Origin of the sequence: Streptomyces sp. NPDC085937 (genome assembly GCF_044540535.1) — a bacterium.
In the GTDB taxonomy this organism is placed as follows: Bacteria; Actinomycetota; Actinomycetes; order Streptomycetales; family Streptomycetaceae; genus Streptomyces.
In genome coordinates, this window is the sequence record NZ_JBITSH010000006.1 from 1 (window position 1) to 15,385 (window position 15,385).

The 15,385-nt window shown below is 71.5% G+C and carries 9 protein-coding genes and 1 pseudogene; 8 read left to right on the plus strand and 2 right to left on the minus strand.

Annotation, left to right across the window (positions count from 1 at the left end):
- The 5 genes and pseudogenes from ACIF8S_RS14560 to ACIF8S_RS14580 form a co-directional block, all read left to right on the plus strand.
- Nucleotides 1-1,041, plus strand: a pseudogene (locus ACIF8S_RS14560) (alpha-1,4-glucan--maltose-1-phosphate maltosyltransferase); the annotation flags it as partial.
- Nucleotides 1,038-2,756, plus strand: coding sequence for a maltose alpha-D-glucosyltransferase (gene treS / locus ACIF8S_RS14565; protein WP_399999468.1), 1,719 nt, complete (start codon nucleotides 1,038-1,040; stop codon nucleotides 2,754-2,756). The pseudogene ACIF8S_RS14560 and the gene treS, both read left to right, overlap by 4 nt.
- A 28-nt stretch (nucleotides 2,757-2,784) precedes the next feature.
- Nucleotides 2,785-4,143 (plus strand): hypothetical protein, encoded by a 1,359-nt coding sequence (locus ACIF8S_RS14570; RefSeq protein WP_024885902.1) that lies wholly within the window; start codon nucleotides 2,785-2,787, stop codon nucleotides 4,141-4,143.
- A gap of 3 nt (nucleotides 4,144-4,146) precedes the next feature.
- A complete protein-coding gene (glgB, locus tag ACIF8S_RS14575; protein WP_399999470.1) occupies nucleotides 4,147-6,372 on the plus strand; it encodes a 1,4-alpha-glucan branching enzyme in 2,226 nt (741 codons plus the stop codon).
- Between the two features lie 160 nt (nucleotides 6,373-6,532).
- A complete protein-coding gene (locus ACIF8S_RS14580) occupies nucleotides 6,533-7,621 on the plus strand; it encodes a glutamate--cysteine ligase (RefSeq protein WP_399999472.1) in 1,089 nt (362 codons plus the stop codon).
- A 135-nt stretch (nucleotides 7,622-7,756) separates the two neighbouring features.
- Here ACIF8S_RS14580 and ACIF8S_RS14585 read toward each other — a convergent pair whose 3' ends face one another.
- A complete protein-coding gene (locus ACIF8S_RS14585) occupies nucleotides 7,757-7,990 on the minus strand; it encodes a DUF6480 family protein (RefSeq protein ID WP_349796799.1) in 234 nt (77 codons plus the stop codon).
- 129 nt (nucleotides 7,991-8,119) lie between these two features.
- Here ACIF8S_RS14585 and ACIF8S_RS14590 point away from each other — a divergent pair, with 129 nt between their 5' ends.
- On the plus strand, nucleotides 8,120-10,021 hold the full coding sequence (locus tag ACIF8S_RS14590) for an AMP-dependent synthetase/ligase (protein WP_399999474.1): 1,902 nt from the start codon (nucleotides 8,120-8,122) through the stop codon (nucleotides 10,019-10,021).
- Between the two features lie 144 nt (nucleotides 10,022-10,165).
- The gene (locus ACIF8S_RS14595; protein WP_024885907.1) at nucleotides 10,166-10,600 is read left to right on the plus strand and encodes an ATP-binding protein; all 435 of its coding nucleotides are present in this window, start codon (nucleotides 10,166-10,168) and stop codon (nucleotides 10,598-10,600) included.
- 22 nt (nucleotides 10,601-10,622) lie between these two features.
- On the opposite strand, the gene ACIF8S_RS14600 is transcribed toward ACIF8S_RS14595, so the two are convergent.
- Nucleotides 10,623-10,994: a PRC-barrel domain-containing protein gene (locus tag ACIF8S_RS14600; RefSeq protein WP_349796803.1), complete on the minus strand. Its 372-nt coding sequence runs from the start codon at nucleotides 10,992-10,994 to the stop codon at nucleotides 10,623-10,625.
- 359 nt (nucleotides 10,995-11,353) lie between these two features.
- Here ACIF8S_RS14600 and ACIF8S_RS14605 point away from each other — a divergent pair, with 359 nt between their 5' ends.
- Entirely contained in the window at nucleotides 11,354-15,358 is a 4,005-nt protein-coding gene (locus tag ACIF8S_RS14605; RefSeq protein ID WP_399999475.1) for a HAMP domain-containing protein, read from the plus strand.
- The last annotated feature ends 27 nt before the right edge of the window (nucleotides 15,359-15,385 follow it).

Sequence of the window (15,385 nt, forward strand, 5' to 3'; positions counted from 1 at the left end):
TGGGTGCACAAGCACCCCGAGTGGTTCCACCACCGCCCCGACGGCTCCATCGCCTACGCCGAGAACCCGCCGAAGAAGTACCAGGACATCTACCCGATCGCCTTCGACGCGGACATGGACGGCCTGGTCGCGGAGACCTGCCGGGTGCTGCGGCACTGGATGGACGCCGGGGTGCGGATCTTCCGGGTGGACAACCCGCACACCAAGCCGGTGGTGTTCTGGGAGCGGGTGATCGGGGAGATCAACCGCACCGACCCCGACGTCATCTTCCTGGCGGAGGCCTTCACCCGTCCCGCGATGATGCACACCCTGGCCCAGACCGGCTTCCAGCAGTCGTACACGTACTTCACCTGGCGCACCACCAAGCAGGAGCTGACGGAGTACCTGACCGAACTGTCGGGGGAGGCCGCCTCCTACATGCGGCCCAACTTCTTCGCCAACACCCCCGACATCCTGCCCGCCCACCTCCAGCACGGCGGCCGGCCCGCCTTTGAGGTGCGCGCCGTCCTGGCCGCCACCCTCTCCCCCACCTGGGGCGTCTACAGCGGCTACGAACTGTGCGAGAACACCCCGCTGCGCGAGGGCAGCGAGGAGTACCTCGACAGCGAGAAGTACCAGCTCAAACCCCGCGACTGGGACGCGGCCGCCCGCGAGGGCCGCACCATCGCCCCCCTCCTCACCCGGCTCAACACCCTCCGACGGAAACACCCCGCACTCCACCGGCTGCGGAATCTCCGTTTCCACGGGACCGACAACGACTCCGTCATGGCGTACAGCAAGCGCAGCGGCGCCGACGTCGTGCTCGTGGTCGTCAACCTCGACCCCCATCACGTCCAGGAGGCCACGGTCTCGCTGGACATGCCGCAACTCGGCCTGGAGTGGCACGAGTCGGTGCCGGTGCGCGACGAGCTCACCGGCGAGACCTACCACTGGGGCAGCACCAATTACGTGCGGCTGGAGCCGGGGCGGGCTCCCGCGCATGTCCTGCACGTCCAGCGACCGCCCGCCGCACAGCGAAACGGAGGGCCAGGAACGCCATGACCGTGAACGAGCCAGTGCCGGACACGTTCGAGGACACCCCGGTCAGGGACCGGGACCCCGACTGGTTCAAACGCGCCGTCTTCTACGAGGTCCTCGTCCGCTCGTTCCAGGACAGCAACGGTGACGGCGTCGGCGACCTCAAGGGTCTGACCGCCAAGCTGGACTACCTGCAGTGGCTGGGCGTCGACTGCCTGTGGCTGCCGCCCTTCTTCAAGTCACCGCTGCGCGACGGCGGTTACGACGTGGCCGACTACACCGCCGTCCTGCCGGAGTTCGGTGACCTCGCCGACTTCGTCGAGTTCGCGGACGCGGCGCACCAGCGGGGCATGCGCGTGATCATCGACTTCGTCATGAACCACACCAGTGACGAGCACCCGTGGTTCCAGGAGTCCCGGAAGGACCCGGACGGCCCTTACGGCGACTTCTACGTCTGGGCCGACGACGACAAGGGCTACGCGGACGCGCGGATCATCTTCGTCGACACCGAGGCGTCGAACTGGACGTACGACCCGGTGCGCAAGCAGTACTACTTCCACCGGTTCTTCTCGCACCAGCCGGACCTGAACTACGAGAACCCGCGGGTGCAGGAGGAGATCCTGGCGGCCCTGCGCTTCTGGCTCGACCTGGGCATCGACGGCTTCCGGCTGGACGCGGTCCCCTATCTCTACGCCGAGGAGGGGACGAACTGCGAGAACCTCCCGGCGACGCACGCGTTCCTCAAGCGGGTCCGCAAGGAGATCGACACGCAGTACCCGGACACGGTGCTCCTCGCGGAGGCCAACCAGTGGCCGGAGGACGTCGTCGACTACTTCGGCGACTACGCCGCCGGCGGCGACGAATGCCACATGGCCTTCCACTTCCCCGTCATGCCCCGCATCTTCATGGCCGTCCGCCGCGAGTCCCGCTACCCCGTCTCCGAGATCCTCGCCAAGACCCCCGCCATCCCCTCGGGCTGCCAGTGGGGCATCTTCCTGCGCAACCACGACGAGCTGACCCTGGAAATGGTCACCGACGAGGAACGCGACTACATGTGGGCCGAGTACGCCAAAGACCCCCGCATGCGCGCCAACATCGGCATCCGCCGCCGCCTCGCCCCCCTCCTCGACAACGACCGCAACCAGATCGAACTGTTCAACGCCCTGCTGCTGTCCCTGCCCGGCTCGCCGATCATCTACTACGGCGACGAGATCGGCATGGGCGACAACATCTGGCTCGGCGACCGCGACGCGGTGCGCACCCCCATGCAGTGGACCCCCGACCGCAACGCCGGCTTCTCCTCCTCCGACCCCGGCCGCCTCTACCTGCCCACGATCATGGACCCGGTCTACGGCTACCAGGTCACCAACGTCGAAGCCTCCATGGCCTCACCCTCGTCGCTGCTCCACTGGACCCGGCGCATGATCGAGATCCGCAAGCAGAACCCCGCCTTCGGCCTCGGCTCCTACACCGAGCTGCCCTCCTCCAACCCCGCCGTCCTCGCCTTCCTCCGCGAGTACGAGGACGACCTGGTGCTCTGTGTCAACAACTTCTCCCGCTTCTCCCAGCCCACCGAGCTCGACCTGCGCGAGTTCGACGGACGGCACCCGGTGGAGCTGTTCGGCGGGGTGCGCTTCCCGGCCATCGGCGAACTGCCGTATCTGCTGACCCTCGGGGGCCACGGCTTCTACTGGTTCCGGCTCACCCGAGTCGCATCCCGCATCGGCCGACGACTGTGAGCGTGTGCCGGCGAGAGGAGGCGTCACCATGACGAAGACCGCATTCCTGCGCCCGCGGAGCGCGCCCGCCGAGTCCATGGATTCGCTCGCCGGGCTGCTGCGCGAGTGGCTACCGCTGCAGCGCTGGTTCGCAGGCAAGGACCGCCCCGTCACCGATCTCGGTGTGCTGTCCATGACCGAGCTGTTCCCGGGCTGTCTGCACGTACTGGTGCACGCGGCGCACGGCGGAGTGCCCGCCCCCGGGGGCACCACGCCCGCCGGTGACTGCTACCAGCTCCTGCTCGGGGTGCGGGAGCGCCCCTCGCCCCGTCTGGGCAAGGCCCTCATCGGCACCGTCCGGGACGGGCGGCTGGCCGGTCTCACGGTCTACGACGCCCTCCAGGACCCGCGCGCCGCGCAGCTGCTGCTGGAGCGGCTGCGCCGGCCGGGCACGGCGGGCCCGCTGCACTTCGAGGGCGACCCGGCCCAGCAGGTGCCGGCCGGTCTGGTGCCGCGGGTGCTGAACGCCGAGCAGTCCAACTCCTCGCTGGTGTACGGCGACGAGTACATCCTGAAGGTCTTCCGGCGCATCCAGCCCGGCGTCAACCCGGACCTGGAGGTGCCCGGGGCGCTGGCCCGCCAGGGCTGCCACCGGGTGCCGGCGCCGGTGGCGTGGCTGCGCACCACCCATCCGTTCAAGGCGACGCTCGGCGTGCTCCAGCCGTATCTGCGCAACGCCGCCGACGGCTGGACGCTGGCCCTCGACGCGCTCGCCGCCGGGGACGACTTCACCGCGCAGGCGCACGCCCTCGGCCGCGCCACGGCGGACGTGCACCTGGCGCTCTCCTCGGCCTTCCCGGTCGGGGCGCCCGGGGAGAACGGGCACACCGCGGCGGCGATGACCGAGCGGCTGACCGCCGCCGCGCACGCCGTCCCCGCGCTCCAGCCGTACGTGCCGGGGCTGCGGAGCGCCTTCGCCGCGCTCACCACCTGCGACGCGGGGCCGCCCGCCCAGCGCATCCACGGTGACCTGCACCTCGGCCAGGTGCTGCGGGCGGGGCGCGAGTGGTTCGTCATCGACTTCGAGGGCGAGCCGTCGCGGCCGCTCTCCGAACGGCGCAGCGCCCACTCCCCCGTGCGGGACATCGCCGGGATGCTGCGCTCCTTCGACTACGCCGCCCGGCAGCGCCGCCCCTGGCGTCCGGAATGGGCGCGGCGCTGCCGCGAGGCCTACTGCGCGGGCTACGCGGCCCGCGCCGGCTGGGACCCGCGCAAGAAGCACGGTCTGCTCCGCGCCTACGAGACGGACCGTGCCGTGTACGAGGTGCTGTACGAGGCCCGGCACCGACCCGACTGGCTGCCCGTACCGATGGCGGCGATCGAGCGCCTCGCCGTGAGAGGAGACTGAGCCGTGGCCCTGCACGAGACCCCGCTGCCCGGATCGGGCGGGCCCGCCCCGTCCGCCCCCGAGACCGGGACGACCGCCCCCGCCCTCGACCCGCACGACCGGGGCCGCCTGCTGGCGGGCGCCCACCACGACCCGCACGCGCTGCTGGGCGCCCACCCGGTGCCCGGCGGCATCGCCTTCCGGGCGCTGCGTCCCTTCGCCCGCGAGGTGAGCGTGGTCGTCGACGGCGAGGCCACCCCGCTGGTGTCGGAGGGCGACGGCCTGTTCTCCGGCGTGCTGCCGCTGGACGCGGTCCCCGCGTACACCCTGGCGGTGGCCTACGGCGACGACGCGCCGGAGGAGACGCACGACCCGTACCGGTTCCTGCCCGCGCTCGGCGACTTCGACCTGCACCTGATCAGCGAGGGCCGGCACGAGGAGCTGTGGACGGCGCTCGGCGCGCACCCCATGACCCACCAGGGCGTGACCGGCACCCGGTTCACCGTGTGGGCGCCCAACGCGCTCGGGGTGCGGGTGGCCGCGGACTTCACCTACTGGGACGGCACGGCCTTCCCCATGCGCTCGCTGGGCTCGTCCGGCGTGTGGGAGCTGTTCCTGCCGGGCGTCGGCGAGGGCACCCGCTACAAGTTCGAGATCCACTCGCGCCACGGCCACCGGTTCCTCAAGGCGGACCCGATGGCCCGCCGCACGGAGGCGCCGCCGAACACCGCGTCGGTGGTCACCGCCTCGCAGTACCAATGGGGCGACGACGAGTGGCTCGCGCGTCGAGGGAACACGCCCGTGCACGAGGCGCCGTTCTCGGTGTACGAGCTGCACCTGCCGTCGTGGCGGCCGGGACTGACCTACCGCGAACTCGCCGAGGTGCTGCCGGCGTACGTGAGGGACATGGGCTTCACGCACGTGGAGCTGATGCCGGTCGCCGAGCACCCGTACGGGCCGTCCTGGGGCTACCAGGTCACCGGGTTCTACGCGCCGACCGCCCGGCTCGGCACCCCCGACGACTTCAAGTACCTGGTCGACGCGCTGCACCGGGCCGGCATCGGCGTGATCATGGACTGGGTGCCCGCGCACTTCCCGCGCGACGACTGGGCGCTGGCCCGCTTCGACGGGGAGCCGCTCTACGAGCCCGGTGACTCGCGGCGCGCGGAGCACCCCGACTGGGGGACGTACACCTTCGACTACGCCCGCACCGAGGTGCGCAACTTCCTGGTCGCGAACGCCGTGTACTGGTGCCAGGAGTTCCACATCGACGGGCTGCGGGTCGACGCCGTCGCCTCGATGCTCTACCTCGACTACTCGCGGGAGGACGGCGGCTGGGAGCCCAACGCCTACGGCGGCCGTGAGGACCTGGCCGCGATGGCGTTCCTCCAGGAGATGAACGCCACCGTGTACCGGCGCTGCCCCGGTGTGGTGACCATCGCCGAGGAGTCCACGGCGTGGGGCGGGGTGACCCGGCCCACCGACACCGGCGGGCTCGGGTTCGGGCTGAAGTGGAACATGGGCTGGATGCACGACTCGCTGGAGTACGTCGCCCACGAGCCGGTGCACCGCAAGTACCACCACCACGAGATGACGTTCGCGATGGTGTACGCCTACAGCGAGAACTACGTGCTGCCGATCTCGCACGACGAGGTGGTGCACGGCAAGCAGGCGCTGGTGTCCAAGATGCCCGGCGACTGGTGGCAGCGGCGGGCGAACGTCCGCGCCTACCTCGGCTTCATGTGGGCCCACCCCGGCAAGCAACTGCTGTTCATGGGTCAGGAGTTCGCGCAGGGCGCGGAGTGGTCGGAGAAGGCGGGCCCGGAGTGGTGGCTGCTGGACGAGGGGTACCACTCGGCAGGTGACCACCGTGGGGTGCAGGACCTGGTGCGGGACCTCAACGCGCACTACCGGGGCCGTCCCGCGCTGTGGCAGCGCGACACCGACCCGTCCGGCTTCCGCTGGGTCGCGGTGGACTCCGCCGACGACAACGTCTTCGCGTTCCTGCGGTACGACGCCGACGGCTCCCCGCTGCTCGCGGTGTCGAACTTCTCCCCCGTGGTCCGGGACGACTACCTGCTCGGGGTGGGCGACGACGTGATCGCCTGGGAGGAGGTGCTCAACACCGACGCCGCCCGCTACGGCGGCTCGGGCGTGGGCAACCCGGACCCGGTCAAGCCCGAGGACGGGCAGGTCCGGCTCACCCTTCCCCCGCTCGCGACGGTGTGGCTGGCGCCTGCCCCGCTGTGACGCCCCCCGCGTCCGCGCCGCTGTGGCGCCCTCGCCTCCGCGCCCGGTGGCGTCCCGCCTGACGGCGCCAGGTGTCCCGCGCCCAGCGCGGGGCATGCGGGTCGTACGGCCGAGGGCTGCTCGGCGTCGACGCGGCAGGGAGCGGAAGGGCGAGCATCACGTGCGCACCGTGGGAGTGGAGGAGGAACTCCTCCTGGTCGATCCGGAGACAGGTGAACCGCGGGCGATGTCCGCGGCGGTCCTCGCCCGCGCCGAGCGGGACGACGCCGGGCAGGACGTCTTCGAGAAGGAACTGCACGAGCAGATGGTGGAGTTCGCCACCCATCCGCAGTCGTCCATGGAGCGCCTGCACGAGGAGATCGCCCGCTGCCGCAAGGAGGCCGCGGGCCACGCCGAGTCGATCGGCTGCACGGTCGCCGCGCTCGCCACGTCTCCGCTGCCGGTCAGCCCGTCGGTGGGCGTGAACGAGCGGTACCGGTGGATGGAGGAGCAGTACGGCATCGCCACCCGGGAGCAGCTCGTCATGGGCTGCCACGTCCATGTGTCGGTGGAGTCCGACGAGGAGGGGGTCGCGGTCCTCGACCGGCTGCGGCCGTGGCTGGCGGTGCTGACCGCGCTGAGCGCCAACTCGCCGTTCTGGCAGGGCAAGGACTCGGGCTACTCCAGTTACCGCAGCCGGGTCTGGCAGCGCTGGCCGTCGGCGGGGCCGACCGAGATGTTCGGCTCGCCCGAGTGCTACCACCGGCGGGTCGCCGAGATGGTGGCGACCGGGACGATCCTCGACGAGGGGATGATCTACTTCGACGCACGGCTGTCGCAGCGGTACCCGACGGTGGAGGTGCGCGTCTCCGACGTCGCCCTGCACGCGGAGACCGCGGGGCTGATCGCCACGCTCACCCGGGCACTGGTGGAGACGGCGGCGCGGGAGTGGCGGGACGGCCGGGAGCCGGTCGACCCGGGGGTCAGCCTGCTGCGGCTGGCCGCCTGGCAGGCGGCCCGCTCCGGCCTGACCGGTGAGCTGCTGCACCCGGAGACCATGCGGCGCATGCCCGCCGAGGCGGTCGTCCGCGCCCTCCTCGACCACACCGCGGACGCCCTCAGCGACGACGGCGACCTGGACCGCGCCCGCGAGGGCTGCGAACGCCTGCTCCGCGACGGCAACGGCGCCATGATCCAGCGCGACCTGCTGCACCGCACGGACAGCCTCCGCGACGTCGTCACGGAATGCGTCCGCCACACCCAGGCCTAGCCGAACAAGGCTCGTGCGGGTGGGCGGGGGCTGGTCGCGCAGTCCCCCGCGCCCCTTCGGGGCGCCCGGGTCGGAGTGTCCCCTGTAGGGCCGCGGGAAACTGCGCGAACGGGGGTCCGGGGGCGGAGCCCTGGGTCAGGTGAGCAGGATGATGGCGTAGGCCAGGAAGAACGCCGCGATGAACGCCACCACGACGAGGATCGCTGTCATCGGCCCCTTGGCCCAGCCCTTGGTCGGGTTGTGCGTCTCGTAGGGGCCCGCCTCGGGCATGCTGCTCTCCGCGGGCGGGGTCTCGCCCGGTGGGACACCACCGCCCGCCTCGAGGCCCGTGGTGCGTTCCGGATCTGGATCGGGATTGACGTAGGTCATGGGGACCGGGTCCCCCTAAAGCGCCCAGATCATCAGTGCGGACACACTTGACGTGATCCCGGCGCGGGGCCGGTCGGGCTCGACTAGATTCAGGCACCGCCACGCCCCCGTCCCTGTGAGGAGCAGTGCATGCGCGACTCCGCTCTCGCTCCGCCGTCCCCGCCCCTGACCGGCGGCCTCGCCGACAGCCTGTTCGCGAGGGCGGCCGAGAGCCCGACCCTGCCGGTACTCGCCCGCCGCACCGGTCCGGCCTCCGCCATCTGGGAGGAGGTCACCGCCGTCGAGTTCCGCGACGAGGTCGTCGACCTCGCCAAGGGCCTGATCGCGTCCGGGATCTCGCCGGGCACCCGGGTCGCCATCATGGCGCGCACCCGCTACGAGTGGACGGTCCTGTGCCACGCCCTGTGGACGGTGGGCGCCGAGGTCGTACCCATCTACCCCACCTCCTCGCGGGAGCAGGTCGAGTGGATCCTGCGCGACTCCGGGGCGGTCGCCGTGCTGGTCGAGGACGAGCAGGGCGTGATGACGGTGGGGTCGGTGTGCGCCGTGCTGCCGCGCCTGCGGCACGTGTGGCAGCTGGACGCGGGGGCGCTGGACCAGCTGGCGGCGCGCGGCGAGGCCATCCCGCCGGCCACGGTCGACTCGATGCGGCGCATCGTGCTGCCCGACGCCACGGCCGTGGTGGCGTACACCTCCGGCACCTCGGGGCACGCCATGGGCTGTGCCCTCAGCCACCGCGGGCTGGCTTTCATCTGTGACACGCTGCTGGAGGGCTGGGGGCATGTGGCGGCGCCGCCCGGCGAGCAGGGTTCCGTGCTGGCCTTCCTGCCGTTCTCGCACGTCTACGGGCTGATGATCCAGAGTCTGTGCGTCCGCGGCGGCCTGCTGATGGGACACGAGCCGGACCTCGGGGCGGACGCGCTGTCCTCGGCGCTGCGCACGTTCCGGCCGACCTATCTGTACGCGGTGCCGTCGCTGCTGGAGAAGATCTACAAGAACTTCCTGCGCGCCTCGCAGCTGTCGGGGCGCGGGGCGCTGTTCGAGCGGGCCGCCGCCACCGCCCGGGACTTCGCGGCCGCCACGGAGCGCCAGCGCCTCGGACGCGGCTCGGGGCCGGGCTTCGATCTGCGCATGCAGCACGCCCTGTACGAGCGCACCGTCTACCGCAGGCTGCGGGCGACGCTCGGCGGCCGGGTGCGCCGGGCCACCTCCGGCGGGTCGCCGCTCAGCCGCGACCTGTCGCTCTTCTACGAGGGCATCGGCATCTACGTGCACGACGGCTACGGCCTCACCGAGACCAGCGGCGGGGTGACGATGCAGCCGTACGGCCGGGAGAAGTCCGGCACCGTCGGGCAGGCGCTGCCGGGTACCGCGATCCAGGTGGCCGAGGACGGGGAGATCCTGGTGCGCGGCCCGTCGGTCTTCCAGGGGTACGTGGGCGATCCGGCCGCCACCCGGGCCACCCTGCGGGGCGGCTGGCTGGCCACCGGGGACCTGGGCCGGCTGGACACGGAGGGCTATCTCACGATCACCGGCCGCAAGAAGGACGTCATCATCACCACCAGCGGCAAGAGCGTGGCCCCGGCGGCGCTGGAGCAGCGGCTGCGGATGCATCCGCTGGTCCACCAGGCCGTGGTGGTGGGCGACAACCGGCCGTGCGTGGGCGCGTTGATCACCCTGGACCCGGACTTCCTGGCGGACTTTCGGGCGGCGCTGTCGCTGCCCGGCGACGCCCCGGCCCGGGAGGCGCGCGAGGAGAACGCGCTGCGGGAGGAGATCGGGCGGGCGGTCGCCGCGGCCAACAGCAGCGTCTCCCCGTCGGAGTCGATCCGGGTGTTCCGGGTGCTGCCGGAGCCGTTCGACGTGACCAACGGCCTGCTGACGCCGTCGATGAAACTGCGCCGGGACGAGATAGTGCGGCGGTACGCGCTGGAGATCGACGCGATGTACCAGTCCCGCAGGCGCCCGGAGCGTACGCCCGCGCCGGACGAGTCGTCGGCCTGGGAGGACGCGGACAACGTGTTCCGCTGAGCGCGCCGGGGCGTGCGGTGTTTGTCACCGCACGCTGTCGGGCATGCGGGCGCGTAGGCTCCGCCCGCACGGGAACCCACAGATCGGGGAACGCACAGGAGCAGCAACGACCGCCCCGGTTACGGCCGGGGCCTGGAAGGCGACATGGCACCCGAGTCGCGTAGGGACAGAACACTGGCCGGCGAGGAGATCACGAGCCGCATCGCCAGCTTCCCGGGGGAGCTGCACGATGTGACGGACGCGCGTCTGGTCGCGGAGGACTTCCTCTTCGACCTGGCCCGGGCGTCGGCACCGACGGCTCCGGAGCACTGGGACGACATACTCCTGGTGGTCACGGAGCTGGCCGCCAACGCGGTCCAGTACGCCCCCGGGCCGTTCCAGCTGCGGCTGCGCCGCACGTTCGACGGGGTGCACGTGGTGATGCACGACACCAGCACCACCGAGCCGGCCCCGCGGCCGTTCCACCCGCACAGCGGCGGGGGCGGCATCGGATGGCATCTGATCCACACCCTCTGCGACCAGGTGAGCGTCGTGACCGACGACCGCGGCAAGGACATCCACGTCTTCCTGCCGTGGTGAGCGGGCCCGGCTCCCCGGGCGGTCAGCCGGCCGGGCGCCGGGGGGCGGGCAGCGCGCGGTAGTAGTCGCCGACGGCGGTGAGGTAGGTGACGTCCATGGTCTCGCTGTCGGTGCGGAAGCGGGGCGCGGCCTTCAGCTCGCCTCTGGTGCAGGACACCGTCAGCTTCCGCTCGGCGGTGTCGACGGCGGCGACGACGCCGACGGGCACCAGCAGACTGCGGCCGAACACCCACACCCCGGTGTCCACGACGAGGTGCGCCATGCCGTGGTGGCCGGCCTGGCGGTCGACATGGCCGACGGTGCCGTCGCTCGCGACGACGCTCCATCCCGTCAGGTCCTCCCCGCGGACGTGGTCCAGGTCCCGCGCGTACGACCAGATGCTGTCGGTGGGCACTGCTGCCGGCCTCCCCGTGAAACGACTGCTCCCCTGACCGGAGCGGGCGGCACTCCGCCCCCTCCACCCGAGCAGATACCCCTCTGACGCTCACACATTCGAACGGCGCCCGCCGAAAGCGTCCGGCCGGGCGCGTCCCTCGCGGAGCCCCTTCGCGGGGCCCTCGCAAAAAGAGGTCAAGTACCCCCGATCGCCGGGAACATGCCCGCCGGATTCAGTGATTCTCAACGGGTCCGGCAAGGACCCGGACCGCTTTGTCGCACGCCCCGGAGGTGGGTTAATCTGCGGCGTATTTCTCGTCGCGCGACTCCGCTGATCTGCGGGAATGCGCATTGAATGGGGCCGGAGCGAGGGTGCGCATGACCAGCAGGAGCACCGAGGGGACCGACACGGTGCCGGGGGACAAGGAGCTGCGGCAGCTCCTCGCGGGACTGACGGCCGTCCGGGACGGGGACTTCGGTACCCGGCTCCCGGGCGACGCCGACGGACTCATGGGGGACATCGCCAAGGTCTTCAACGGGATGGTGGACCAGCTCTCGCTGTTCACCTCCGAGGTGACCCGCGTCGCCCGCGAGGTGGGCACCGAGGGGACGCTGGGCGGTCAGGCGCAGGTGCCGGGGGTGTCGGGCACCTGGGCGGACCTCACCGACTCGGTGAACGCCATGGCGGGCAACCTCACGGCACAGGTCCGCAACGTCGCGCAGGTGACGACGGCGGTGGCGAAGGGCGACCTGTCGCAGAAGATCACCGTCGACGCCCGCGGCGAGATCCTCGAACTCAAGAACACCATCAACACGATGGTCGACCAGCTCTCCGCCTTCGCCGACGAGGTCACCCGCGTCGCCCGCGAGGTCGGCACCGAGGGACGGCTCGGCGGACAGGCCGACGTGCAGGGGGTCAAGGGCACCTGGCGCGACCTGACAGACTCGGTGAACTTCATGGCCGGCAACCTCACCGGCCAGGTCCGCAACATCGCGCTGGTCGCGACGGCGGTCGCACAGGGCGACCTGTCGCAGAAGATCACCGTCGACGCCCGCGGCGAGATCCTCGAACTCAAGAACACCATCAACACGATGGTCGACCAGCTCTCCGCCTTCGCCGACGAGGTCACCCGCGTCGCCCGCGAGGTCGGCACCGAGGGACGGCTCGGCGGACAGGCCCAGGTGCGGGGGGTCTCGGGCACCTGGAAGGACCTCACGGACAACGTCAACGTGATGGCGTCCAACCTGACCGGTCAGGTGCGCTCCATCGCCCAGGTCGCCTCCGCGGTGGGCCGGGGCGACCTGTCCCAGCGCATCCGGGTCGAGGCGGCCGGTGAGGTCGCGGCGCTCGCGGACGTCATCAACACGATGGTGGACACGCTGTCCGCGTTCGCCGACGAGGTCACCCGCGTCGCCCGCGAGGTCGGCACCGAGGGACGGCTCGGCGGACAGGCCCATGTGCCCGGTGTCGCCGGCACCTGGAAGGACCTCACCGACAACGTCAACTCGATGGCCAACAACCTCACCGGCCAGGTGCGCAACATCGCGCTGGTGACGACGGCCGTCGCGAAGGGCGACCTGTCGAAGAAGATCGACGTCGACGCGCGCGGCGAGATCCTGGAACTGAAGACGACCATCAACACGATGGTCGACCAGCTCTCCGCCTTCGCCCAGGAGGTCACCCGCGTCGCCCGCGAGGTCGGCACCGAGGGACGGCTCGGCGGACAGGCCGAGGTCGAGGGTGTCTCCGGCACCTGGAAGCGGCTCACCGAGAACGTCAACGAACTGGCCGGGAACCTCACCCGGCAGGTCCGCGCGATCGCCGAGGTGACGAGCGCGGTCGCCGAGGGCGACCTGACCCGCTCGGTGAACGTGGAGGCCTCCGGTGAGGTCGCCGAGCTCAAGGACAACATCAACGCGATGGTGGAGTCCCTGCGCGAGACCACCCGGGCCAACCAGGAACAGGACTGGCTCAAGACCAACCTCGCCCGGGTGTCCGGGCTGATGCAGGGCCACCGCGACCTGCCCGTGGTCGCCGAGCTGATCATGGACGAGCTGGTGCCGCTGGTGTCCGCCCAGTACGGCGCCTTCTACCTCGCGGACGACGGCGCGGACGGTCCCGAGCTGCGGCTCGTCGGCTCCTACGGCTACCCCGAGGACAGCGACCGGCCCACCCGGATCGCCTTCGGCAAGACGCTGGTCGGGCAGGCCGCGCGCAGCCGGCGCACCATCACGGTGGACGCGCTGCCGCCGGACTACGTGACCATCTCCTCCGGGCTCGGTGAGGTGGTGCCGACCGCGCTCGTGCTGCTGCCGATCGTGGTGGAGGGGCAGGTCCTCGGTGTGATCGAGCTGGCGTCGGTGACGCCGTTCACGCAGATCCACCAGGACTTCCTGGCGCAGCTGATGGAGACCATCGGCGTCAACGTCAACACGATCGTGGCGAACGCCCGTACCGACGAGCTGCTGGTGGAGTCGCAGCGGCTGACCGCCGAACTGCAGGAGCGGTCCGCGGAGTTGCAGACCCAGCAGGAGGAACTGCAGCGCTCCAACGCCGAACTGGAGGACAAGGCTGCGCTGCTGGCGTCGCAGAACCGGGACATCGAGGCGAAGAACCTGCAGATCGAGCAGGCCCGGCAGGAACTGGAGGCGCGCGCGCAGCAGTTGTCGCTCGCCTCGAAGTACAAGTCGGAGTTCCTGGCCAACATGAGCCACGAGCTGCGCACCCCGCTCAACAGCCTGCTGATCCTGGCCCAGCTGCTCGCCCAGAACCCTTCCCGCAACCTCTCCCCCAAGCAGGTCGAGTACGCGCAGATCATCCACTCTGCGGGCTCGGACCTGCTGCAGCTGATCAACGACATCCTCGACCTGTCGAAGGTCGAGGCCGGGAAGATGGACGTCAGCCCCGAGCGGGTGGAGCTGCGCCGGCTCGTCGAGTACGTCGAGGCGACCTTCCGGCCGATGACCATGCAGAAGAGCCTGGACTTCACGGTCACCACGGCGCCGGGCGCACCCGCCGACCTGCTGACCGACGACTCCCGGCTGCGTCAGGTGCTGCGCAACCTGCTGTCCAACGCGGTGAAGTTCACCGAGCGGGGCCAGGTGGAGCTGCGGATCGAGCCGGCTCCGGACGACGAGGTGCCCACCGAGGTGCTGCGGGGCGGTCCCGTGGTCGCCTTCCGGGTGCGGGACACCGGGGTGGGCATCCCGGAGCAGCACCTGGAGTCGATCTTCGGCGCCTTCCAGCAGGCGGACGGCACCACCAGCCGCAAGTACGGCGGCACCGGCCTCGGTCTGTCCATCACCCGGGAGATCGCGCACCTGCTCGGCGGCGCGGTCACCGTGGACAGCGTCGCGGGCCAGGGCTCCACGTTCACCCTGTTCCTGCCGGTGGCCCGGCCGGACTTCGAGCAGCAGCTGCGGCCCGCCCCGGTCGCGGAGCAGGAGACGGCCGGCGAGCCGCTGCCGGAGGCGTCCTCCCGGCAGGCGCCCGCGATCGAGGCCGCACCGGCCGCGCCGGGACAGCGTCCGCGCCGTCTGCTGGTGGTGGAGGAGCGGCCCCGGGGGCTGCTCACCCTGGTCGCGGAGAGCGTGGTGCAGGACGTCACGGACGCGGGCGGTGCCTCGCGCCCCTCGGTCGACATCATCACGGCCGTCGGCGCCCAGGAGGCGGCCGGTGCGCTGGCCGCCGACCCCTGCCACTGCGTGGTGCTGGAGCTGGGCATGGCCGAGGCGGAGGTGACCCGCTTCCTGGAGGCGCTGCGCGGGGACTCCGCCCTGGCGAGCGTGCCGGTCCTGGTGCACAGCGGGCACCGGACCGACGCCGAGGTCGAGGCGACCCTGCGCACCCGGGCGTCGGGCACGGCGCTGGAGTTCCTGTCCAGCCTGGACGAGCTGCGGGAGCGGATCGCGCTGCACCTGTCGGCGGAGGAGCCCGGTGACGTGCTGTCGCTGGTGCGCCCGGACGAGGCGCAGCGGTCGGCCCCGGAGGCCGTGGTGGACGGTTCGTTCGCCGGCCGCACGGTGCTCGTCGTCGACGACGACGCGCGCAACCTGTTCGCGCTGAGCGGCATCCTGGAGCTGCACGGCTTCCGGGTGCTGCACGCCGAGGACGGCCGCAAGGGCATCGAGAGACTCGTGGAGAACCCGGACGTGGCCCTGGTCCTGATGGACGTGATGATGCCCGAGCTGGACGGGTACGCCGCCACGGCCGAGATCCGCTCCATGCCGCGGTACGCGGACCTGCCGATCATCGCGGTCACCGCGAAGGCGATGCCCGGGGACCGGGAGAAGAGCCTCGCCTCGGGTGCCAGCGACTACGTCACCAAGCCGGTCGACAGCCGTGAGCTGATCGCCTGCGTCCGCCGTTGGCTGCCCGCATGAGCCGCGCGACGCAGAGCTGCGACCGGA

Bases quoted from the DNA above. Each gene is read 5' to 3' on its own strand.
- treS (WP_399999468.1), top strand. From the start codon at position 1,038: ATGACCGTGAACGAGCCAGTGCCGGACACGTTCGAGGACACCCCGGTC.
- ACIF8S_RS14570 (WP_024885902.1), top strand. From the start codon at position 2,785: ATGACGAAGACCGCATTCCTGCGCCCGCGGAGCGCGCCCGCCGAGTCC.
- ACIF8S_RS14585 (WP_349796799.1), bottom strand. From the start codon at position 7,990: ATGACCTACGTCAATCCCGATCCAGATCCGGAACGCACCACGGGCCTC.
- ACIF8S_RS14590 (WP_399999474.1), top strand. From the start codon at position 8,120: ATGCGCGACTCCGCTCTCGCTCCGCCGTCCCCGCCCCTGACCGGCGGC.
- ACIF8S_RS14595 (WP_024885907.1), top strand. From the start codon at position 10,166: ATGGCACCCGAGTCGCGTAGGGACAGAACACTGGCCGGCGAGGAGATC.
- ACIF8S_RS14605 (WP_399999475.1), top strand. From the start codon at position 11,354: ATGACCAGCAGGAGCACCGAGGGGACCGACACGGTGCCGGGGGACAAG.